Annotated in this window: 14 protein-coding genes and 1 tRNA gene; 5 read left to right on the top strand and 10 right to left on the bottom strand. The window is 67.6% G+C overall.

Annotation, left to right across the window (positions count from 1 at the left end; translation table 11 throughout):
• Positions 1-186 precede the first annotated feature (186 nt).
• A complete protein-coding gene (locus GYH34_RS03400; RefSeq protein ID WP_174242357.1) occupies positions 187-2,652 on the top strand; it encodes a YfhO family protein in 2,466 nt (821 codons plus the stop codon).
• Between the two features lie 69 nt (positions 2,653-2,721).
• Positions 2,722-3,684 carry a hypothetical protein gene (locus GYH34_RS03395; RefSeq protein WP_161912361.1) on the top strand — a complete coding sequence of 321 codons (963 nt, stop codon included), beginning with the start codon at positions 2,722-2,724 and terminating at the stop codon, positions 3,682-3,684.
• A gap of 61 nt (positions 3,685-3,745) precedes the next feature.
• Here the strand turns inward: GYH34_RS03395 and GYH34_RS03390 are convergent, their stop codons facing one another.
• Together GYH34_RS03390 and GYH34_RS03385 are read right to left on the bottom strand one after the other, a co-directional pair.
• On the bottom strand, positions 3,746-4,765 hold the full coding sequence (locus GYH34_RS03390; RefSeq protein ID WP_161912360.1) for a TorF family putative porin: 1,020 nt from the start codon (positions 4,763-4,765) through the stop codon (positions 3,746-3,748).
• A gap of 327 nt (positions 4,766-5,092) precedes the next feature.
• Positions 5,093-12,943: an apolipoprotein acyltransferase gene (locus GYH34_RS03385; protein ID WP_161912359.1), complete on the bottom strand. Its 7,851-nt coding sequence runs from the start codon at positions 12,941-12,943 to the stop codon at positions 5,093-5,095.
• A gap of 374 nt (positions 12,944-13,317) precedes the next feature.
• Between GYH34_RS03385 and GYH34_RS03380 the strand changes: the two genes are divergently transcribed.
• Positions 13,318-13,659, top strand: coding sequence for an Hpt domain-containing protein (locus GYH34_RS03380; protein ID WP_161912358.1), 342 nt, complete (start codon positions 13,318-13,320; stop codon positions 13,657-13,659).
• Between the two features lie 4 nt (positions 13,660-13,663).
• On the opposite strand, the gene GYH34_RS03375 is transcribed toward GYH34_RS03380, so the two are convergent.
• From GYH34_RS03375 to GYH34_RS03355, 5 genes are all read right to left on the bottom strand, one after another.
• A complete protein-coding gene (locus GYH34_RS03375; protein WP_161912357.1) occupies positions 13,664-13,891 on the bottom strand; it encodes a hypothetical protein in 228 nt (75 codons plus the stop codon).
• 95 nt (positions 13,892-13,986) lie between these two features.
• Positions 13,987-15,066 (bottom strand): SGNH/GDSL hydrolase family protein, encoded by a 1,080-nt coding sequence (locus tag GYH34_RS03370; RefSeq protein ID WP_161912356.1) that lies wholly within the window; start codon positions 15,064-15,066, stop codon positions 13,987-13,989.
• Positions 15,067-15,099: 33 nt separating this feature from the next.
• The gene (locus tag GYH34_RS03365; protein WP_244635251.1) at positions 15,100-15,897 is read right to left on the bottom strand and encodes a class I SAM-dependent methyltransferase; all 798 of its coding nucleotides are present in this window, start codon (positions 15,895-15,897) and stop codon (positions 15,100-15,102) included.
• Positions 15,898-16,166: 269 nt separating this feature from the next.
• Positions 16,167-16,251 (bottom strand) — tRNA-Leu (locus GYH34_RS03360).
• Between the two features lie 80 nt (positions 16,252-16,331).
• Positions 16,332-17,426, bottom strand: a complete 1,095-nt coding sequence (locus GYH34_RS03355; RefSeq protein WP_244635250.1) for a choloylglycine hydrolase family protein — start codon at positions 17,424-17,426, stop codon at positions 16,332-16,334.
• A 281-nt stretch (positions 17,427-17,707) separates the two neighbouring features.
• Between GYH34_RS03355 and GYH34_RS03350 the strand changes: the two genes are divergently transcribed.
• Positions 17,708-19,300 (top strand): L,D-transpeptidase family protein, encoded by a 1,593-nt coding sequence (locus GYH34_RS03350; protein WP_161912354.1) that lies wholly within the window; start codon positions 17,708-17,710, stop codon positions 19,298-19,300.
• A gap of 45 nt (positions 19,301-19,345) precedes the next feature.
• Here GYH34_RS03350 and GYH34_RS03345 read toward each other — a convergent pair whose 3' ends face one another.
• From GYH34_RS03345 to fabI, 3 genes are all read right to left on the bottom strand, one after another.
• Positions 19,346-19,711, bottom strand: coding sequence for a type II toxin-antitoxin system YafQ family toxin (locus GYH34_RS03345; RefSeq protein WP_244635249.1), 366 nt, complete (start codon positions 19,709-19,711; stop codon positions 19,346-19,348).
• Complete coding sequence (locus GYH34_RS03340) at positions 19,650-19,931, bottom strand: type II toxin-antitoxin system RelB/DinJ family antitoxin (RefSeq protein WP_197745443.1); 282 nt, start codon at positions 19,929-19,931, stop codon at positions 19,650-19,652. The genes GYH34_RS03345 and GYH34_RS03340 overlap by 62 nt, the downstream gene beginning before the upstream one ends.
• 158 nt (positions 19,932-20,089) lie before the next feature.
• The gene (gene fabI / locus GYH34_RS03335) at positions 20,090-20,968 is read right to left on the bottom strand and encodes an enoyl-ACP reductase FabI (protein ID WP_161912352.1); all 879 of its coding nucleotides are present in this window, start codon (positions 20,966-20,968) and stop codon (positions 20,090-20,092) included.
• A 331-nt stretch (positions 20,969-21,299) separates the two neighbouring features.
• Here fabI and GYH34_RS03330 point away from each other — a divergent pair, with 331 nt between their 5' ends.
• Positions 21,300-21,800 carry a sigma factor-like helix-turn-helix DNA-binding protein gene (locus GYH34_RS03330; RefSeq protein WP_161912351.1) on the top strand — a complete coding sequence of 167 codons (501 nt, stop codon included), beginning with the start codon at positions 21,300-21,302 and terminating at the stop codon, positions 21,798-21,800.

Below are 21,800 nucleotides of genomic sequence, written 5' to 3'. Positions count from 1 at the left end.
GAGCCAATTCGGAAAGGGTGGGAGCCGGCTTTTCAGCAAATCCTGCTTTTTTCATCAGAGCCCGGGCATTCTCCGTCGCCGCGGCGACGCGCGCCTGCCCGGACGTTCCCGCGTGAAAGGCGAGCCGCCATCGCGCGACGCCGTCCCCCGGCGCCGCCAGAGCGCTCGCGATAGACAGGTTCGAAAATGTCGATCAGCGACCGCCCGCTCGGCGCATTGACCGCCGAGGACAATCCGCTCGCGCTCACGGAGACGCGTCGGGCGCTCGCCGGACCCGATTCCACCCACGCCCATATTTGGACGCGTCGCGACGCCCTCCTCGCCTTTGCGGGCGTCGCCCTTTTCATGGCGCTGGCCGCCGGCCTATGGGCGGCGAGCGGCGCGGTGGTGCCCTGGGACTCCAAAAATCACTTCTATCCCATGTTCCGCTTTCTCGGCGAGGCGCTGCGCCGGGGCGACGTGCCGCTCTGGAATCCCTATCATTTCGCTGGACATCCCTCCGTCGCCGATCCGCAATCGCTGATCTTCGCGCCGACATTCTTCCTCCTGGCGCTGTTGCGTCCCGCCGCGACGATGCAGGAGTTCGATCTCTTCGTGCTGGCGCATCTGCTGATGGGCGGCGCCGGAATATTGGCCCTCTGCGCGCGGCGCGGCTTCATCCCCTCGGCCTCCGTGCTGGCGGGAATGATCTTCATGCTGGGCGGGGTCGCCGCCTCACGGCTCCAGCATACGGGGATGATCATCTCCTACAGCTTCTTTCCGCTCGCGCTGCTGATGCTGGAAGTCATGCTGGAGCGCCCGCGCCTGCTCTACGGCGTCGGCTTTGGAATTCTCGCCAGCCTGATGGCGCTGGGGCGCGATCAGGTCGCCTATCTCTTCTGCCTGGTGCTGATCGCCCGCCTGCTCTACGCCGCCGCGATCTCCCGCCGGCCGCTGGACTATCTGCTCGGCCGCTGGCCGGCGCTGCTGGCCGCGGGCGCGACGGGCGGCGCCATTCTCGCCGTTCCCGTGCTGCTGACGCTGCAATTTCTGGCGGCCTCCAATCGGCCTGGGATCGCCTTCGGCGTCGCGGCGGCAGGCTCGCTGGCGCCCGTCAATCTCGCCACTCTGCTCGCGCCCGATATCTTCGGCTCGCTGGACAAGAGCTATGATTATTGGGGTCCGGGCTATGACACGATCGCCGCGCCGGACTGGACCGATCGCGCCATCAACTATCTCTTCATCGGCGCGGCGCCCGTCGTTCTCGGCTTCTGGCACGGGCTCGCGGGCGGGCGCATCTTCGCCAAGGAGATGCGCTTTTTCCATTACATGCTCGCCGCCGCGCTGGTCTACACCTTCGGCCGCTGGACGCCGGTTTTCTCCGCCGTCTATGATTTCTTCCCCGGCGTTTCACTGTATCGCCGGCCGGCGGACGCGGCCTTTCTACTCAATGCCGGTTTCGCGCTCAGCGCCGCCTATCTTCTGCATCGCTATGTCGCCCATGGCGCGCCGCGCCCCTTTCAGAAAATGCCGCGCGCTCTCGCCCATGGGCTCGCCGCCGCGGCGGTGGGCGTCACTTCGGCGCTGATCCTCGGCGGACTGGCCTTCTCCTTCGCCCATGGCCATGGCGTGGAATCGCTCATCGCCGTGGCGGCGTCGCTGGGCGCGGCCGGCGCTGTGGCGGCGGCGCTCCGGCTCGGCGACAAATTCGACAAGCGCGGCCTCGTCGCCATTCTTCTCGTCGCCCTCACCGGGGGCGAGCTCTTGTGGCGCAACGCCGCCGATCCGCTGAACGCCGAGCCGGCGACGCGCTATTCCGTTCTCAACGAGGCCTCGCCCGCCGAGCGCGGCGCCATAGCCGCCCTGCGCAAGGATATTTCCGAGCGCGCCGCCAAGGGCGAGCGTCCGCGCGTCGAAATCCTCGGCCTGCCGGGCGGCTGGCAGAACGCCTCGATGATTCTCGGTCTCGAGGACACGCTCGGCTATAATCCGCTGCGCATCGCCGATTATGAGCGCGCCGTCGGGCCGGGCGACAACGCCGTCGATCCCAATCTGCGGCATTATCCCGGCACGTTCCGCGGCTATCGATGCAAGCTGGCGCGGCTGCTCGGGCTCGATTATCTGGTGCTCGGCCGCCCGCTGGCGCGCATGCCGCGGCATATGCCGCGCCCCAACGCTCTGCCGATCTTCGTCTCCGACCAGATTTATGTCTACAAGCTCGGCCGCGCCGCGCCGCGCGCCTATTTCGCGACCCATGTCGCGGGCGTCGACTCGGATGCGGCGATCGCCGATGACGATATTCCCGATTTCGATGGCGCCCGTGAGGCGCTGGTCGATCAGACGGATCTTCCGAGGCTCGACCCCACCCTCGCCGATCCGGCGGCGGCCGGAGGGCCGGAGGGAAAAGCGACCATCGTCTCCTATGAGAACGAGCGCATTCTCATCGACGTCGAATCGGACAAGGACGGATTGCTCGTCCTCCACGATCTCTATTATCCGGGCTGGGAGGCGCGGGTGGACGGCGCGCCGGCGCCGATCGTGAAGGCGAATATTCTGTTCCGCGGCGTGCCGACGGCCAAGGGACGGCATCGGGTGGAATTCCTATTTCGGCCGTTTTCCGTCGCCAATCTCGCCTCGGCCGCCTCCACCTTGCTCGCTCATCGAGAGGAGTGACAGGGCGGACGGCGGACGTCACAATAGGCCGTCGTGTCCGGCGTCTCGCCTCCCTCCAATTTGCGGCGCATGAAGCTTCTCATCCTCCACACATCGAGGTTGCTGCTCGCCTCGACCATGCTCGTCGCCGGCGCCGGCGGCGCGGCCTCCCAGACCGCCGCTCCGCCCGCACAGCAGAAAGGCCGCTCGGCCAAGCCCGCCTCATCCTCGCCCGCGCCGGCGGAGGAGGAGAAGCCGGCTGCTGGCGCGACGCTGCGCCTCTCCGCGGTGCTGACGCAGAGCGATTCCGCCGCGCTGCGCAGCGGTCTGGTTTGGCGGATTTTCGAGGACGCCGCGCAGGCGGACGGATCCCGCAAGCTGGTCGCCGAATCGCGCGAGGCGAGCTTTTCCGAGCAATTGCCGGATGGCGCCTATATCGTCCATGTCGCCTTCGGCCTCGCCGGGGCGACGCGCCGCGTCGTCATGGATGGGCGCAATATCAGCGAGAGGCTGACGCTCAACGCCGGCGGACTGAAGCTCATCGACACTCTGGGCGACAATCAGCTGCCGGCGCAACGGCTCGCCATCTCCATCTATGTGCCGGAAAAAGGGAATTCCGAGGCCAAGCTGGTGCTCGCCAATGCGCGGTCCGGCGAGGTGCTGTGCCTGCCCGAGGGCGGCTATCACATCGTCTCGACGCTTCTGGATGTGAGCCAGGGCTCGCAGGGCGACAATAACGCGACCAATTCCGTCGTCACCGCCGATTTGCGCGTGCCCGCCGGCAAGGTCACCGAGGCGACGCTGCGCCATCGCGCTGCGACAATGACGCTGAAGCTGGTGAAGGCGCCGGGCGGCGAGGCGCTGGCCAACACCTCCTTCTCCGTGCTGACGCCGGGCGGCGACGTGATCCGCGAATTGATCGGCGCCTTTCCGTCGCTGGCGCTGGCCGAGGGCGAATATGTCGCCATCGCCCGCCGCGAGGGCAAGACCTTTCAGACGACGTTCAAGGTGACCTCGACGCAGGATCGGGACGTCGAAATCCTCACGCAATGACAGACAAAAAAACGGACCCGCGTCGCCGCGGGTCCGTTTCGCGAGGCGAGCCGGCGAGGGCTTACTTGAAGGTCGCCGAGCTGAAATCGACCGACAGCGAGGCGACGAAGCGCGCGCCGCACCAGCTCGACGAACTCTGGCCGGTGATGGTGTTCACCGAGGCGACGTAATTGCCCGACGGGTCGGAGGTGTTCAGGAAGCAGCCTGCGCGGGTCAGATTGGAGTCGTAGTAGCGCAGGTCGAGCGTCACCACGTTCCAATTATAGGAAGCGCCGACGTTCCAAGTGTTGTAGCTGGCGAATTTGAAGCCCTTGGTGCCGAGAATGCCGGTCGCCAGGAAGGCATAGTCGGGATCGATATAGCTGCCGCCATAGGCCGGGCTGGAATTGCCGATGTAATAGTGGCCGAAGGCGCCCGAGATCGACAGCCCCGAATAATCGGTGTTGGCGAAGGGGACGAGCTTGGCGTTGATCTCCGAATACAGCGCATGGGCGCTATAATTGTTCCAGTTCGGAGCATAGGCGATCTGGCCGCCGAGCGTCAGATAGTCGTTCACCGCCCAGCTCGGCTTGAAGTAGATCTCGACATAGCTCGGGTCGAAAGCCGTGGTGGGGAGGGCGGTGTAGGAGTTCTTGAACGTCGTGACCGGGATCGCGCCGCCGATGAACCATTGCTGATGGTTGCTCGGATAGGCGTAGTAGATCGCGCCGAAGTCCAGCGTCAGCGGACCCCAGGTGGGGCGGATGCCGGCGGTGATGTCGATCTCGGCGAGCGGGCTCGTGGCCAGCGTCACATTGGTGGCGGCGAGACCCGTGTAGAACCAGCCGTAGCGCAGCTCCTCATAAACGCTGCCGGCCGGGCGGTGGGCGCTGTTGGAAATGCCGCGGACGATATAGTCCGACATGAATTTCGCGCCATAGGCGTAGTCGAAGCCGGCGTCGAAAACGTCGAGATTCGGTTCCGGCCAAGCGACCAGCGGCTTGGCGGGCTCGGGCTTGGCGGTCTTGGCGTCATCGGCCGCATAGGCGCCATTCGCAAAGAGCGCGAGCGCGGCGACGCCGGCAAACAGGACGGATTTCATAGTCTTAGGCTCCCCGATACTGGAATCGTTCTCGTCGTGATTGTTGCGATAAAGCGCCTAGGCACTCAAGCGGAACAGGGAAGCAATTGCCTAGATCTCGAGCAGAATCCGGGTTTTGGCGCTTTTTCTCTTTCGAGAGTGGCGAAAATGTCACAATCGAGTACGCAAACCGACAAGTTTTGTCGATTTGGAACAAAAAAAACGCGTCGTGTCCGGCCGCCGAGGCGACCCGGCGGAAAGCGGACACGGATTACAGGTTACAGATTACCCATCACGACGCCATGGCCCGCCCTGGCGCCTGCTTTTGCGGCGCCTGGACGGGGAGCGTCACTCGAAACGGCCCGCCGCATGGCCGAGCATGGTGTAGACCTTGCCGGCGTCGGAGGTGAGATAGCCACGCGTCAGCGCGCCATCGCGATCATTGCGGCTGGTCTCGGCGACGAGTCGCTCGAACTCCTGAACATAATGATCGACCGTGGCGTGGAAATCGGGATCGACTCGGTAGCGGCGACGAATTTCCTCGAAGGTCTGGTGGCCCTGGGCCGTATAGAGCCTGCGGGTGAACAGGCCCTTCTCCCCTCGCTGGAAGCGATCCCAGAACTCCCCGACCGCGGCATGATCGACCATGCGGGCGATGTCGAGGGTGAGATTGTCCAGAGCGCCGGCGGCCTTGGCGCGGCCGGCCGCCGTATTGGCGCGCGGCGGCGCGGCGGCGGGAGCCTCGTCGCGGGAGGCGCGCGCCAAGAGATCCGTGAGCCAGCCATCCTCTGTCGCTGAGGCGACGGGCCGCGCCGGAGGAGCCGGCGGGGGCGGAGGCGGCGCCTGAATCGCCCGCGCGGCGCGTTGCGGCTCCTCGCGCGGAGCGCGGCTGGTCCAGCTCGGCTCTTGCGCGCGCGGGGCGGGCGGCGGCGGCGCGACCGGCGCCGGCGCGGGCTGCGGCTGCGGCTCGAAACCACGACGCGCGGGAGCGGCGGGGGCCGCCGCAGGAACTGTCTCCGCTATGTCATAGGCGCGGCCCGAGCGCGCGACGATATCGGTCAGCTCATTGAGCGCCTTCACCTGCTCGCCGACGACCCGGCGCAGCGCGGCGGCCTGCTCGGCCGTCTCGCGCGGCAATTCCTGCGCGCCGCGACGCAGCTCGGCGCGGGTCTGCTCCAGCTCGCTCTGAATCTCCGCCGACATGCCGCGAATCTCGGTCGCGGCGGCGGCGAATTTCTCCGTCGCCCGCCCGAATATCTCGGCCAGCTCGTCATTGGCCTGATCATAGGCCGCGCGCAGCGCCGCGGCGGTCTCCTCACGCTCGCGCGAGGCGGCGTCGCGCACGGCGGCGAAGCGCTCGTCGACCAGCTCCGCCGTCTCCTGCGTCGATTGGGCGATGAAGCCGCCGACATCGCGCGCGCGCTCCTCGACCCGGCGGAAATTCTCCTCCACGAGGCCGGAGAAATTGGCGACCGTGTCCTCGAAATCCCGGCGCTTGTCCTCGACCAGCAGCACGAGATTTTCCAGCGAGCGGCGGCGCGCGTCGAGCGCCGCGTCGAGCTCGGACTGGCTCTGCGCCAGCCGCTCGGCGCTCTGCGTCAGGCTCTGCTGATGCGTCTCCATCGCGCCGACCACAGAGCCCGCGTCGCGCATCACGCCGCTCGAGACCTCGCCCACTGTCGCGATATGCTGCGCGACCGTCTCGATCGCGCCCTGGAACTCGCGCAGCTTGCCGCCGAGCTCCTTATCGAGATTGGAGAGATTGCCGCCCGCCGCCGAGATGATCGTCTGCAGCGAGGAATTGGTCTCGCCCAGCCGGTCGAGCACCTCGGGCAGCTCGGCGCGGAGCTTCTCATTGACGTCGAGCAGCGCCCGCACGGAGCCCTCGGCGCCGTCGGTGAGCGCTTTCTTCAGCTCCTCCGCCGATTGGTCGATCGCCGCCGCCAGCTCGACGCGCTTCTCGCCGAGATGCTGCACGATGGTGGAGCCGCGGCTCTCGATCGCATGGGCGACCAGCTCGCCGACATTGGCGAGCTCCCGCGTCACCTCGCCGCCGCGATCGCCGAGCGTCGTCTGGATCTGCGTGAGGCGCTGCTCCAGCGTCGAGCTGATCTCGCCGACGCGCTCGGTGAGCGCCTGGCCGAGATCGCCGGTGCGGGCGTGCAGAGTGGTGTCGAGATCGCGCCGCGCCGAGGCCAGCGTCGCGTTGATCTCCTCGATGCGGGCGTTGATCGTCTCGACGACGACGCGGCTGCGCTCGCCGATCTCGCCGGAGACCGCGTCCAGGCGGCCGACGACATTGTTCTCGAAGACGCCGATGCGCCCGTCCAGCGTGCCGGCGATCTCCTCCGCGCGGCCGCCGAGCGTGGAATTGATCTCCTCCGCTTTGGAGGAGAGCGTCTCGGTGAGCTGGGTCGAGCGGGCGAGCAGCACCGCATCGATATCCTTGACCTTCTCGTCCAGCGAGCGAATGACCTCGCGGCCGCCCTCGCCCATGGCGCGCGCGACCTCCACCGCATGGCGGGCGAGCGTGTCCTGAAAAGCCTTGCCTGCCGAATCGAGCCCGGAATCGACGCGCCCGACCAGCGCATCTATGCGATCCGCCGCCTGCCGCGTGCGGGCGTTGGAGACGGTCTCGAAGCTCTCGATCTTCGACGACATGACCGCGGCGATCTCCTCGGCGCGGGCGCCGAGCAATTCGACCAGCGCGGTGCCGTCGCCCGAAATCGTCTTGTCTATGGCCGCCAGCCGCTGGCCGACGTCATCCGCCAAGCGCTGCGACTGATCGCCGATGCGCGCCGCGATCTCGTCGGCGCGCTCCGCCAGACGATCGGCCAGCGCTCCGCCCTGCTGGACGATGGCCGCGTCCACCGCGGCCAGACGCTCGGCCAAACTCGCCGCGAGCTGCTGCGAATGCTCGCCGATCTGCGCCGCGATCTGGCCGCCCTGATGGCGCAGGCGCTCGTCGAAAGCGAGGAGCTGCTGCTCCACCCCGCGCGTGACCCCCTCGCCGCTCGCCGCCAGCGCCGCGACAAGCGCGCCGCCGCGATCCACGATCGACGTATCCACCGCCGAAAGTCCCTCGGCCAGCGCCGAAGCGAGCTGCTGCGAGCGCTCGCCGATCTGCGTGGCGAGCTCGCCGCCGTGATGGCGCAGGCGCTCGTCGAAAGCGGCGAGCTGCTCCTCCACGCCGCGGGCGACGCCGTCGCCGCTGGCCGCCAGAGCCGCGACCAGCGCGCCGCCCTGGTCGATGATCGTCGTATCGACCGCCGCGAGCCGCTCGGCGAGCGCCGCCGCGAGCTGCTCGGAGTGCTCGCCGATCTGCGCGGCCATGAGATTGCTGCGATTGCGCAGCGCCTCGTCGAAGGCCGCGAGCTGCTCGCCGACGTCGCGGCTGAAGCCCTCGCCATTGGCGGCGATGGCCGCCACAAGGGCCGCGCCCTCGTTGACGATGGCCGAGTCGACCGCCGTCAGACGCTGAGTGAGCTCGGCCGCGAGCTGCTCGGTATGCTCGCCGATCTTGGCGCCGAGCTCGTCGCCGCGATTGCGCAGCGCCTCGTCGAAGGCCGCGAGCTGATCGCCTATGTCGCGGGTGAAGCCCTCGCCATTGGCGGCGATGGCCGCCACCAGCGCCGCGCCTTCGTTGACGATCGTCGAATCGACGGCCGCCAGCCGCTCGGAGAGCTCGGCCGAAAGCCGCTGCGAATGCTCACCGATCTGCGCGCTGAGCTCGCCGCCGCGATTGCGCAGCGCCTCGTCGAAAGCGGCGAGCTGATCGCCGATCTCGCGCGTGAAGCCATCGCCATTGGCGGCGATGGCGGAAACCAGCGCGGAGCCTTCCTCGACAATGGCCGAGTCGACCGCTGTGAGACGCTCGGTGAGCTCGGCCGCGAGCTGCTGCGTATGCTCGTCGATCTGCGCCGCGAGACGCGCGGAATGGCCGCGCAATGTCTCGTCGAGAGAGGCGAGGCGCTCGGCGACGTCGCGCGCGAGGCCTTCGCCGCTCGCCGTCAGCGCATTGGCCAGCGCGCCGCCTTGATCGAGCGCCATGGCCTCGAAAGCGGCGATGCGGCCGGCGAGCGCTTCCTCGATGCGCTCGCCCTGCGTGGCGATGGCGAGCGCCGCCTCGCTGGCCGTGACCGCGAAACGCTCCTGCAGCGAGGCGGATTGCTCGGCGAGAGTCGCGGCGACATCGGCGACGCTCGCGGCGAGGCCCGCCTCGAGCGCGGCGCCGCCGACCGTGAAGGCCTGCTCGGCGCGGCTCTGCGTCTCCTCGAGCGTGCGGGAGACTTGCGCGGTCGCCTCCTCCAGCGCGTCCAGCCGATTGACCAGCACGCCGTCGACCCATTCCCCCTGCTCGGTGACGCGGGCGACGACATCGCCGCTCTGCCGCACCACCTGCTCCTCGAAAGCGGTGAGCCGCTCGGAGAGCACGGAAGCGATGCGATCCGAATGCTCGGTGACGCGCGTCGCCACCTCGTCGCCATGGCGCACCACCGTCTCCTCGAAGGCCGCGAGGCCCTGGGAGAGATAGGCGCCGATCTCGTCGCCGCGCTCGACCAGACGCAGGACGGTCTCGTCGCTGCGGCCGGCGATGCGCTCCTCGAAGGAGGCGAGCCCTTCGGCGATGGCCTGGCCGACGCGCTCGCCCTGCTGCAGGAACCGCGAGGCGGTTTCCTCGCTCTGCTGCACGACCGCCTCGCGGAAGGCCTCGAGGCCGCCCGCGACGGCCGTCGTGGCGCGCTCGCTCTGCTCCTCGAGGCTGGACAGCGTCGCCTCATGCTGCTGCGAGAGCCGATCCTCGAAAGCGGCGATGCCTTCCGCAACGGCGAGGCCGAGGGCGTCGCCGTGAGCGGTGAGCCGCGCGGCGGCCTCCTCGCTCTGGCCGAGAACGCGCGTCTCGAATTTGGCGAGGCCTTCGGTGACGATGCCGCTGATCGTGTCGCCATGGGCGACGAGGCGCTGCGCCACATCCTCGCCATGGCCGAGAATGCGCGCCTCGAAGGCGGCGAGGCCGTCGGCGACCGCGACCCCGATGGCGTCGCCATGGGAGACCAGACGTTCGGCCGCCTGCTCGCTCTGGCCGAGGACCCGCTCCTCGAAGACGGCGAGGCTGCCGGAAACGGTGGAGCCGATCTGCTCCGCATGAGCGACGAGACGTTCCGTCGCCTCGGCGCTGTGGCCGGTCACGCGCTCCTCGAAGGCCGCGAGGCCTTCCGAGACCGCGGCTCCGATCGCATCGCCCTGCGCGACGAGACGATCGGCGACCACCTCGCTGTGGCCGAGCACGCGCGCCTCGAAAGCGGCGACGCCCTCCGACACGGAGAGGCCGATGCGCGCGCCTTCCTCGATGAGGCGCTCGGCCGCTGCGGCGCCCTGGCCGGCGACACGCTCCTCGAAAGCCGCGAGCCCTTCGTTGACGGCGGCGCCGACCGCGTCGGCATGAGCTGCGAGCCGCGCCGCGACATCCTCGCTCTGGCCGGCGACGCGCTCCTCGAAGGCCGCGAGGCCCTCGGTGACGGCGGCGCCGATCGCGTCGCCATGCGAGACGAGACGATTGGCGACATCCTCGCTATGGCCGATGACGCGTTCCTCGAAGGCGGAGAGGCCTTCCGCCACCGCCGACCCGATGGCGTCGCCATGCGCCGAGAGACGCGTCGCGACATCCTCGCTCTGACCGGTGACGCGCTCCTCGAAAGCCGCGAGGCTGGCCGCCAACGCCGCGCCGATCGTTTCGCCCTGCGTCGAAAGACGCGCGGCCGCATCCTCGCTGCGGCCGGCGACACGCTCCTCGAATGCGGCGAGGCCTTCCGCCACCGCGGAGCCGATCGCATCGCCATGGGTGACGAGACGCGTCGCCACTTCCTCGCTGTGGCCGAGGACGCGTTCCTCGAAGGCCGCGAGGCCTTCCGCCACCGCGGAGCCGATCGCATCGCCATGGGTGACGAGACGCGTCGCCACTTCCTCGCTGTGGCCGAGGACGCGTTCCTCGAAGGCCGCGAGACCCGCCGCCACCGCAGAGCCGATCGTCTCGCCCTGGACCGAAAGACGCTCCGCCGCCGCCTCGCTGCGGCCCGCGACGCGCTCCTCGAAAGAGGCGAGGCCGGCGGCCACGGCGGAGCCGATCTCGTCGCCTCGCGTCAGCAGGCGCGTCGCCACTTCCTCGCTATGGCCGGTGACGCGCTCCTCGAAGGCCGCGAGACCTTCCGCAACGGCGGAGCCGATGGCGTCGCCATGCAGAACGAGACGCGCCGCGACCTCGTCGCCATGGCCGGTCACACGTTCCTCGAAAGCCATGAGTCCTTCGGCCACCGTCTGGCCGAGACGCGCGCCCTCTTCGGCGAGGCGCGCCGTCGCTTCGGCGCTGCGCTGCGCGACGCTCTGCTCGAATTCCGCGACGCCCTGCGTCAGCGCCGCGCCGATGCGCTCGCCCTGCTCGGCGAAGCGCGAGGCGATCTCGCCGCCCTGGACGACGACATTCTCCTCGAAGGCGCCGAGGCGATCGGCGAGCGTGTCGGTGACGCGATCGCCATGCGAAGCGATGGCGGCGATTGCCTCGCCGGCCACGGCGGCGAAACGCTCGTGCAGAGCGTCGGCCTGCTCGGTGAAGGCGCTGGCGCTTTCGGCGAGCGTCTGCGCGAAACGTTCGTTGAGGCCGCCGCCATGCGCCTCCAGCTCGGCGCGGGCGCGCTCGCGCGTTTCCTCGAGCAGCTCGGCGAGGCGGTCGCCGGCCGTGCGGAAGGCCGATTCGGTCGCCGCCACTTTCTCGGCGAGCTGGGTCGCGAGATTTTCAGAAGCCGACAGCAGCGAACGCTCGATCGCGCCGCCATGCGTCTCGATCGCCTCGTCGACGCGCCCGCTGGTCTCCGCGAGACGATCGACGAAGCTCTCGCCGCGCTCGCCCACCGCCTGCACGAGATGGCCGCCGATGGAGTCGAGCCGATCGACGACATAGGCGCCGCGCGATTCGAAATCGGTCGCCAGCGCGTCGCCGCGCTCCTGAAGCTTGCGATCGGCCTCGGCTATGCCGTCGGAGAAGCGCCGCGTGACCTCCTCCGAGGCCAGAGTGAGGCTGACCGCGATCGTCTCCCCGGCGACGGAGAGACGCTGCACCATATCCTCGCCACGCGTCGAGAGCGTGGAGTTGAAGCCGTCGCCGACGCGCTCCAGCGCCAGACGAATCTCCTCCCCCTTGGAGCCGAGAGCGGCGGTCACGCGGCCGCCGGCCTCGCTCACCGTCTCGGCGAGATGGGAGGAGCTGGTCTGCAATTCCGCCGACAGCGACTCGCGCGCGCCGAGCAGCGCCGTGCGGGCGTTGTCGGCGTTGACGAGGATCGCCTCGCGCTCGCGCGTCAGCTCGTCGATGAGCACGCGAATGCGGCGCTCATTCTCGGAATAGGAGCGCTCGAGATTCGAGACCTCGGTGCGCACGATGATCTCGAGCTCGCTGGCCCGCGCCAGCGCGCGCTCTATGCCGTCGCCCATGGAGGCGGCCTCGCGGCGAATGGCCTGCGACAGCGTCACCATCTGCTCGGTGGCGATGGTCTCCGGCTCGATCAGCCTTATCGCCACTTCCGCCATGGAATTGGCGACCTGCTTCATCTCATGGGCGCGGCGCGCCATCACGCCGGTCACGAAAATAAAGACGATGGGGGCGAGCAGCGCCAGCAGCGTCAGCACCGGCTTGGGCGCGAGGAAGGAGCCGTTCTCGCGGTCGAGAATCTCGCCCTGATTGAAATAGACGAAGAGGGTCCACAGCACCGCCCAGGCGGCGATGGACAGGAAAGTATAGCCGAGAATAGCGGTGTTGGGACGGACCTGCAGCGCGGCGCGCAGCTCGCCGACGGTCTGGCGATCGTCATTGGCGGGCGCGCCGGCGGGAGCCACCTGCGGCTTGGCCGCGGCGCGGCCGGACGCGACCACGGAGCCTTCCGACGGGCGCGCAGACTCCCGCGCGGCGTCGCGCGCATCTTGGCGTCGCGAGGAGGGGAGGCTGAAGTTGAAGCCGGGGGCCGTCTTGGCCTGGCTCTTGCCCTCGGCCTTATCGGCGGGCTTGGCGCCCGCCTCGGCCGGCGACGCGATTTTCTCGCCCGCTTCCGTCGCGGCCTCGGCGGTGGGCTCCAAGCCCAGATTCAACGCCTCTTCGACCGCCGACAGCGCAGCGATAGCCGCGTCCTGGGGCTTGCCCGATTTCGCCATCGTCACCTCTCCGAGCGGTCATGGTTCCGCTTTATGACGCCGCTCACCCTTTGTCGCCGTTCACATCGAGCAGAAAAGATTAACCAAATATTACCGCCGTCGGCCCGCAAATGAAACGGGCGCCGGCGGCCAATCGAAATCGTCGTTAACGCGACGGGAGAAAGATGCTCGGCGCTCCGGCTGCAGCGGAGCAAAAGGGACGACCTGTGGCCTGGCCGAAAATCCGAAGCAATGCCTACATAAGATTGATTCGAATAAGAATACGACGCCCGATTCGGCCCGGCGAGCGCAATCGCCGAGGCCCCGCGCGGGCTCGCGGCGCAATCCACAGGAAAAACGAGACTTTTCCGCGAAGGGTCGATCGGAGACGTAGAATGACGGATGGCGGAAACACCGAAGGCGCGCCCGACGCGATCGATTGGGCGCATCTCTCGCGTCAGACGATGGGCGACGCCGAGCTCGAGATCGAGCTGCTGACGTTGTTCCTCACCCAGGCGGGCGAGTTCGAGGGGAGGCTGGCGGCGGCGGCCTCGGACAAGGCGCGCCGAGACCTCGCCCATACGCTCAAAGGCGCGGCGCGCGCCATCGGCGCCTTCGCGCTCGGCGACGCGGCCGAGGATTATGAGTCCGCCCTCGCCGAGCCGGAGCGGCGACGGGCGCTCATCGCGCGGCTGGCCGAGGCGCAGCTGGCGATCGCGTCCCGGCTCGGTCGGTGAGGCGTCAGATCTGGCCGCCATCGATCGATCGCACCTCCGCGGTCGAGGGCGCCCTTATGCTGGCGTTGAGCTTGCGCAGCATGATGAGGCACTGCTCCTTGACCTGCTCGTCGCGGACGGAGTCGGCGACTTTTGCGAGGTGGCAGAAGGCGATGGCGCGCTGAGAGACGATGTCCTCATATTCGGAAGGGTCACTCAGATCGACCGTATGATCGCTCGTCTCGTCGGTCATGGTGTAACGGAACCTCTGGTTTGTCGCATCGGTTGCGGCGGACACTGCCGCCCAATTGTGGTCGCGGCTTGGCCGTACGCGCAGAACGCCTTGTTCTAGCCAAAGCTTTGCTTTTCCTGCCGAAAGCGTAGCGAGAGCAGGGCCAGCCAGCGCCGCCAGAAAGACGGCCGCCAGAACATCACGGCGGCGATCTGCAGCCTCTGCTCCGCAAAAGGCGCGCCCGGCGCGGCCGGCAGCAGCGTCTTCTCCTGCGGCAGGGCCGCGAGGGCGCTCTCATCGTTCGGCATGGCGATCTCGAGATCGAAATCGGCGCGCGGACGCCTGCGCGAATAATGCAGCAGAATGAGATTGGGCACGATCTCGCGCATGCTCGATTGCGCCGTCCGGGCGAAGGCGCGCCCGCCCGCCGATATGCGATAGACGCCGCTCTCGCTGGTCGAGCGCAGCAGCAGGCCGGCGAGCCGGCCGCGGCCGGGCCAGCGGCTCGCCCCCGGCCGGGCGATTTCCAGAAAGCTCCCCGAGAAGACCGTTGAAGCGATCTCCACCCTGCGGCAGCTTCCCTGCGGCTCGGCCTGCGACGCGGAGACATAATCGAAAATGGGCGCGTGACGCCGGCCCGCCCGCGGAACTGGAATGGCGCCGCCGGAAATGAGATCGGCCACGACCTTCGCGCATTTCACCGAGGCTTCCGCAGTGAGATGATGCGGATCGACGAAATCCTCCGCGCGCTCCTCGCCGAAGATCGTCGCAGGCGTCACGCAAGGGGCCATCCCATGCGCAGCGGCGATGCGGCGATAGACGCGATCGATGCGCCGCACGAAGGCGGAGAGGCGCCGACCGCCGGTCGGGCGCGGACGCAGGCACAAGAACAGCAGAGGGACGCTGCGCTCGGCGCAATGTTGCGCGACGCTGGCCAGCGCATCGTGAACCAGCGCCGCGGTGGTGAAGCCGGCGTCCAGCAGAATGACGTCGTTGAGCGCATATTCGAAAACGACGAGATCGGGCGGCGCCTCGCCGCGCCGCTCCGCCTCGATGAGCCGGGCGAGGCCGTAGAGAGAGCCGACCGCGCCGAGAAAACGGTTGGTGATCTCATGCTCCGGCATGAGCCCCTGCAATTGGGCGGCCCAGCCGAAATAGACCCCGGCGTTGGACCCGCCGAGCAGCATCACTCTCATATCGCCTTCCCGCTCCGGCCCTCGGCCCGCGCCTTACGATGACTTCCGCGCGAAGATCGATATGGCCGGGCCGAAGAAATGATCTGGATCGTCGTGATTGGTCCGAATGTCGTCGAAGCCGAGCGCCCGCAGCGCGGCGAGGAGATCGTCCCTGTCGAGCCAGCGATGATCGTCGCGCATGCCGCCGCAAAAGGCCGGATTGCCCTGCGTCCTCACATAGCTGCGCGGATAGGCGCGCACCTTCACGCCATGAAAGGAGAGGATTTCCGGCTCCTTCGCCATGACGCTGCGCCGCGGATCGGAGATCGGCATGGCGTCCGAGACGACATGCGTCCAGATGAACACGGAAGAGGCGCGCTGCGCGATCAGCTCCAGCAGCCGCAGCGGATCATGCTGATGATAGAGCACGCCGGAGGCGACGATGAGATCATAGCTCTTCTCGGTCTGCTCCAGCCATTTGACGAAATCGCCGAGCCAGAAGCGCGCCTTGTGCAGCCGCAGAATCTCCTTGGCGACGAGGCAGCGCATGAAGGCGAGCTGATTGGCCTCCACCGCGTCCACCACCGCGCCGGCGTTCTCCAGCATATAGGTGTGGCCGGCCTCCAGCGGGCCGAGCTCCAGAACCTCGCGGCTCTCGAGCGACCCGAAACATTCGACGGCCCAGAAAATCCGCGAATCATAATAGGTCGGGACGATGCCGGCCTTCACCCCGAAGGCTTCGGGGAAAGCGGTGCTCCAGCCGGGAATGGCGTCAATGGCGTTCTGATGCGTGGGGAGCGCGTCGACATAGCGATCGAAAGTCCGCTCCTTGCGCTCGAATAAGTTCAGCAATCTGTCCAAACCGAATGCGCGACCCGACATATTTCATTCCCATGCCCGCTCGAGCGCCCGCCTCTTTCGAAACCGGCGCGACTCTATCTTAACAGCAGGCGAGAGACAGGAATTATCCGAATCTTTGCCGTCCGCGCCTTTCCACCCTCTTCGGGCGAAGGCGCGCGCGGCGGTCTTCGGCGAGGCGATCTTCGGAATGGGGAGGGCTTTTGCTGGCGCCCGGGCCGCGCCGAAAGCCGATCTTTCAGGAGCCTCGACTGAGAGAGGCTTGGTGCGGTCGAGAGGACTCGAACCTCCACTGGTTGCCCAACTAGCACCTCAAGCTAGCGCGTCTACCAATTCCGCCACGACCGCGCCGGGGCGCTGATCGAAACCAAAGCGCCGGCAGGCGGCCCGTCTAACAAAAACCCTCCCCCATGACAAGGCGCTTCGCCTCAATGTTTTGGAAATTCGACAGGCGCGATCCGGGAGGAGGGCCGCAGAGGGGCCGCCCGGACGCTGCGGCCCTCGAGCTCCGACTTGGTGAGATCTATGCTGCGCAGGGTCTGATTATCGTAGCTCTTCACATAATAGACGCGGCCGGAGAGATCGGCGATCGACGACCATTGCGTGAACTCGAAGCGCGACGTCTCCTGCGGGGCGACACGCACCAGGCCCATGGGAATGTCGAAATTATTGAGGATGTGCTCGGCGAGGCGCACCGTGCCGGCGGCGTCCTTCTGCGGCTCGGCGGAGAGGGTCATGCCCACGGCGCGCACGAATCGCGACGGCGGGGTGGGGTCGCCCGGCACGCCGATGAGGCCGGAGCCGGCGCCCAGCGGGGCGAAGCTCTCCCCCGCGATCTTCAGCGGCGGCGCATCCACCGGCGAGAGCTTCACATAATTGCGCAGATTGGTGAGGTGCCAATCGAAGGAGGGGGCGTTGGTGACGACGCCGAGCGGATTCTCATAGATTTTCAGCCGCCCGCCGATGGGCTCGACGACCAGAGAGGCGCCGCTGGCGTCATGCAACGTGTAATGAAAGGGCGGAATGATTCCGAGGTTCGGCTGCACGACATCGACGATGGCGATCGTATCCAGCGCCGCGCGCAACTCCTCGACATTGACGAAATTGCCCAGCGCCCAGGTGAGGAAATCCCAAGGGGCCAGCGCATGGCCGGGATCGACGGTCTTGGGATCGGCGTAGCCGGCGAAGCCCGGAAAATAGAGAATGCCGCCGGCGAGGCCTTTTTCATTCATGCCGTCGACGACGACCGGCAGGCCGAAGGCGTTGAGCCCGGCGATCGCATAGCGGGATTTCCAGCCCCAGCCGGGCTTGCCCTCCGGCCCCGTCGCCCGCGCGGCGTAATTGCGCGGAATGACGATCGCCTCCGATTCCAGCGGAAAGCCGAACTCGAGCGTGCGGCCATAGACGCGCGCGCCGTCGGCGGCCTTCAAGAGAAAGCTCGTGCAGGCCCCTGCCGGCGCGAGCGCGAAGGCCAGAGCGAGCGGCGCCAGAGCGAGCCGCCCCAAAGCACGACGAAAAGACATCGCAGCCATCTTCCTCTCCGAAATGATTCTTTGCGGGAGAAATAGGCCAGCCGGGGGCGCGGGGACGGGCGCGGCGAGCGAAAAGCGGAGAACGGCCTCGAGGCATTATGGCGGCGAAAGGGAAAATTCCACGCAATTCTTCTCGACGTGCGCGAGCGCATAGATTTCAGCCGACATTAACCAATAAGAGCAATGCAGGCGAGGGCGAGGCTCTGTCCAGTTCGGCCCAGAGCGTTATGTGCTCGAGCAATGTGTTCGTGTGTGTCAGGAGTTTTCGCGTCATGTCGGAAGTCGCTGCTGTAGCCCGCAGCCGCAGGGTCTGCCTTCGCGCCTTTTCCGCGGCCTGCGCCGCGAGCGTCGCCGCCTCGGTTCTCGCCCTCGAGGCGCGACCGGCATCTGCGCTCGGCTATTCAGCCGATTCTCCGGTGGGCGAGGCGCCCAAGGCGCCGCGCAAGCGCGGCAAGCGCGGAACCTCCTCCGAGGCCAAGCCGGCGGAGAATGTGAGCCTCGCGCGGCCGCTGTTCGCGGTCGTGTCGCTCGGCGGGCAGCATATCTCCATCTATAATCACAATGGCCTCGTCGATCGCTCGGTCATTTCCACCGGCGTGCCCGGCCATCCGACGCCGGAAGGCATGTTCACCATTCTCGGCCGCGAGCGCTTCCACCGCTCCAATCTCTATTCCGGCGCGCCCATGCCCTACATGCAGCGCATCACCTGGTCCGGCGTCGCCATGCATACGGGTCATGTGACCGGCCATCCCGCCTCGCACGGCTGCATCCGCCTGCCGGACTCCTTCGCGCAGAAGCTGTGGGGCATGACCCGCATCGGCGAGCGCGTCGTCATCGCGCCTTATGATCTTTCGCCCAGTGAAATCTCGCATCCCGCCTTGCCGGCGCCCAAGATGCGCTCGCCGACGGAAGCCTTGGCCGCGACGCTGGCCGACGCTGGCCTGCGCGACGGCTTCGCCGACGCCGGCGCGGCGCCGCTGATCAATCCGCGTCGCTACGCCGAGCAGCTGAAGACGAAATCCGCCGCCGACGCCGCGGCCGCCTCCAAGGCTGCGACGGAAGCCTCGGTCGCTCTCAACGCCAAGCGGCAGCAGGCCGCCCGCGCCTCCGCCGAGCTGCGATCTGCGGAAGCGGCCGAAGCGAGCGCCCGCGCCAAGGCGGAAGCCGCGGCCAAGGCCGCCGACGCCGCCGCCGCCAAGCGTCAGGACGTGGCGACCGCCAAGCCGGACCTGCCCACCAATGACGGCGCGAGCCCGGCCGAGGCCGCCAAGGCCAAAGCGGACGCCGCCCTCGCCGAGGCCAAGGCCCGGCTCGAGGCCGCCAAAACCGCCTATGACGCCAGCGATGCGGAAGTCGTGGAGGCGGGCCGCCGCTCCCGCGAGGCGGCGGAAGCCTCCGCCGCCGCCGCCAAGGCGGAGAAGGACGCGCAATTGCGCGCCGCGCCCATCTCCATTCTGGTGAGCAAGAAGAATCAGCGCATCTATGTGCGCCAGGGGCTGACGCCGATCTTCGAGGCGCCGGCGACGATCCGCGAGCCGGAACGTCCGCTCGGCTCGCATCTCTATATCGCCACCGCCGCCGGCGAGAATGGCGCGTTGAAATGGTCGGTTCTGTCCATGCCGCCGCGCATCGCCGAGGCGCGCGCCGCGCATAAGAAGAAGGGGATGGTGGAGGAGCGCAGCGCCGCCCCGCTGGGCGCGGCCTCCAGCGCCGCCGAGGCGCTGGACCGCCTCGAGCTATCGGACGATGTCCGCCAGCAGATCGCCGATCGTCTATGGCTCGGCGGCTCGATCATCATCTCCGATCAAGGCCCGAGCTCGGAGACTGGCGCCGTCGGCACCGATCTCACCGTGAAGTTCCGCTGAGGGCGCGATGCGCGCCTGAAGGCTCGCAGTCCGACGCCGCGCCGGCTACTCGTCGAAAAGGTCGGCGTGAGCGCCGGCGCGAATGAAAACGACGAGGCCCGCCTCGTCGCTGTCGTCTACCTTATAGGCGAGGAGGAAATCGCCGCCGATATGGCATTCTCGGTAGCCTTTCCACTCGCCTTTCAAGGGATGGTCGCGCCACTCGGGTCCGAGTGGACCATCGTTGGCGATGAGCAGCAGCATGGCCTCTTTGAGCCGGCTCATGTCGAACCGGCCAGAACGCGACAATCTTTCCCAGTCTTTCAGGAACGACTTTGCGTAATCTGCCGCGCGAGGCAGTTGCGCTCTCTTACTCGCCGCGGGCTTTTTCAAGGTCGGCAAACAGCTCGCCGGCAGTTGCGAAGCGACCACGGCGAGTCCGAGCGATTTCTTCGGCCTCCGCCATGGCTGAACGCGTTTCGGCGTTCGGCGCCTTGAGCTCCAGCGGGAAGGCTTGTTCCGCTACGACTCGATGCAAGAACAGCCGCACCGCGTCGGAGACGGACAAGCCCATGGCGTTGAGCGCAGCCGTCGCTTGCGCCTTGATTTCATCGTCCACTCGGACATGAAGCATGGAAGTGCGTGCCGCCATGTGCTTACCCTATGCGCGCGCCCCTATTCGTCGAATAGCGTATCTCAAATGAGATACGCTATCAAGAGGCGCGGCTCGGGGCATTCGCTCATAGCCCGCGCATTCCCGATCGCGCGAAATCGCGCGTGTCGGGAATGACGGCCATCACCGAATGACGACTATTTCGCCTCTGTCGTGTGCTGCGGCAGCAGGGCCAGCAACGAGGCCATTTTCGGCGCGGCGCCCGGATTCATCATGCCGACGACATGATAGCCGGCGTCCACATGCAGCACCTCGCCGGTGACGCCGCGCGCCATGGGCGAGAGCAGATAGACCGCCGTCTCGCCCACCTCCTCGATCGTCACCACGCGGCGCAGCGGGGCGTTATATTCGTTCCAGCGCAGAATATAGCGGAAGTCGCCGATGCCCGAGGCCGCCAAAGTCTTGATCGGCCCGGCGGAAATCGCGTTGACGCGAATGTTCTTCTCGCCGAGATCGGCGGCGAGATAGCGCACCGAGGCCTCGAGCGCGGCCTTGGCGACGCCCATCACATTGTAATGCGGCATCCATTTCTCGGCGCCGTAATAGGTGAGGGTGAGCAGCGAGCCGCCGTCCTTCATCAGCTTCTCGGCGCGCTGGGCGACGGCCGTGAAGGAAAAGCAGGAGATCATCAGCGATTGCGTGAAATTCTCCGCCGTCGTGTCGACATAGCGGCCGTCGAGCTGATCCTTGTCCGAAAAGGCGAGACAATGGACGACGAAATCGATTCTGCCCCACAGCTTCTCGACCTCGGCGAAGACGGCGTCGATCGTCTCCGGCTCGGAGACGTCGCAGCGGCCGACGACGGTCGCGCCGATCTCGGCGGCGAGCGGGCGAACGCGCTTCTCCAGCGCCTCGACCTGGAAGGTGAGGGCGAGCTCGGCTCCGGCGTCGGCCGCGGCCTTGGCTATGCCCCAGGCGATGGATTTATTATTGGCGACGCCGAGCACGAGGCCCCGCTTGCCTGCGAGAACGCCGCTGAAAATATTGCCGTTCGACGTCGGTTCCGGTTGCGACATGGGAGCAATGGTCCATAAATCTGCGATCGAGAGGCGGGGTTCCGCCGCCTGTCGGCAACGCCGTTGGAGGGCTGCGCGCAACATGCGCGCTCAGCGCGCGCACATCGGGCGCTTCAGCGCGCGCATTTGGGCGCGCGGGCTCGGGACGTGAGGCGGGGCGCACGAGCAAAGACGCCTTTGGCGTCGCTCGCGGCCCGACATACAAAAACAGATAAATCTCAGGGCGCGGAGATAGTCAATCGCGCCGGACTGGCATAATATCCGTGGGGAAAGAAACCGAACCAGCGCCGCGCGGGCGAGGCGTCGAGGACCGCGCGAGACGGGCCGAGCGATGGGACAGGCGGAGGATTTCGACGAGACCTTGGAAAGGCTCACGCCGGGCCTGCGCCGCTACGCACGCGCGCTGCTTTCCGGCGCCGCCAATGATCTCGCCGACGAGCTGGTCCACACGGCGCTGCAGACCACGGCGGACGAAGCCGGGCGCGAGTCGACCGGCGCCGTTCTCGACCTTCGCGTCGATCTCTACGCCTCCTTGACCCACGCCGCGCAACGCCGGCTGCGGTCCGCCGCGCCGCATCGTCCTTCTCTGCGGCAGCCGGCGATCATGCATCGCCTCGCCGATCTCCCTTTCGAGGAGCGGGAGACGCTACTGCTCGTGGCGCTCGAGGGCTTCACTTACGAGGAGGTCGCCCGCATCACCCGCACCGATCGGCCGGTGGCGCTGATGCGGCTGATGCGCGCGCGCTCGGCGCTGACCGCGCTGGACCGCCATCCCTCGCCGGGGGCCGACGCCGGCCGCCGGCCGGGGCCGCATCTGCGCGTCGTGAAATAA

Origin of the sequence: Methylosinus sp. C49, from assembly GCF_009936375.1 — a bacterium.
Lineage (GTDB): Bacteria > Pseudomonadota > Alphaproteobacteria > Rhizobiales > Beijerinckiaceae > Methylosinus.
Note: the sequence above shows the minus strand (reverse complement) of the source record. Positions and strands in the feature narration are given on the sequence as shown.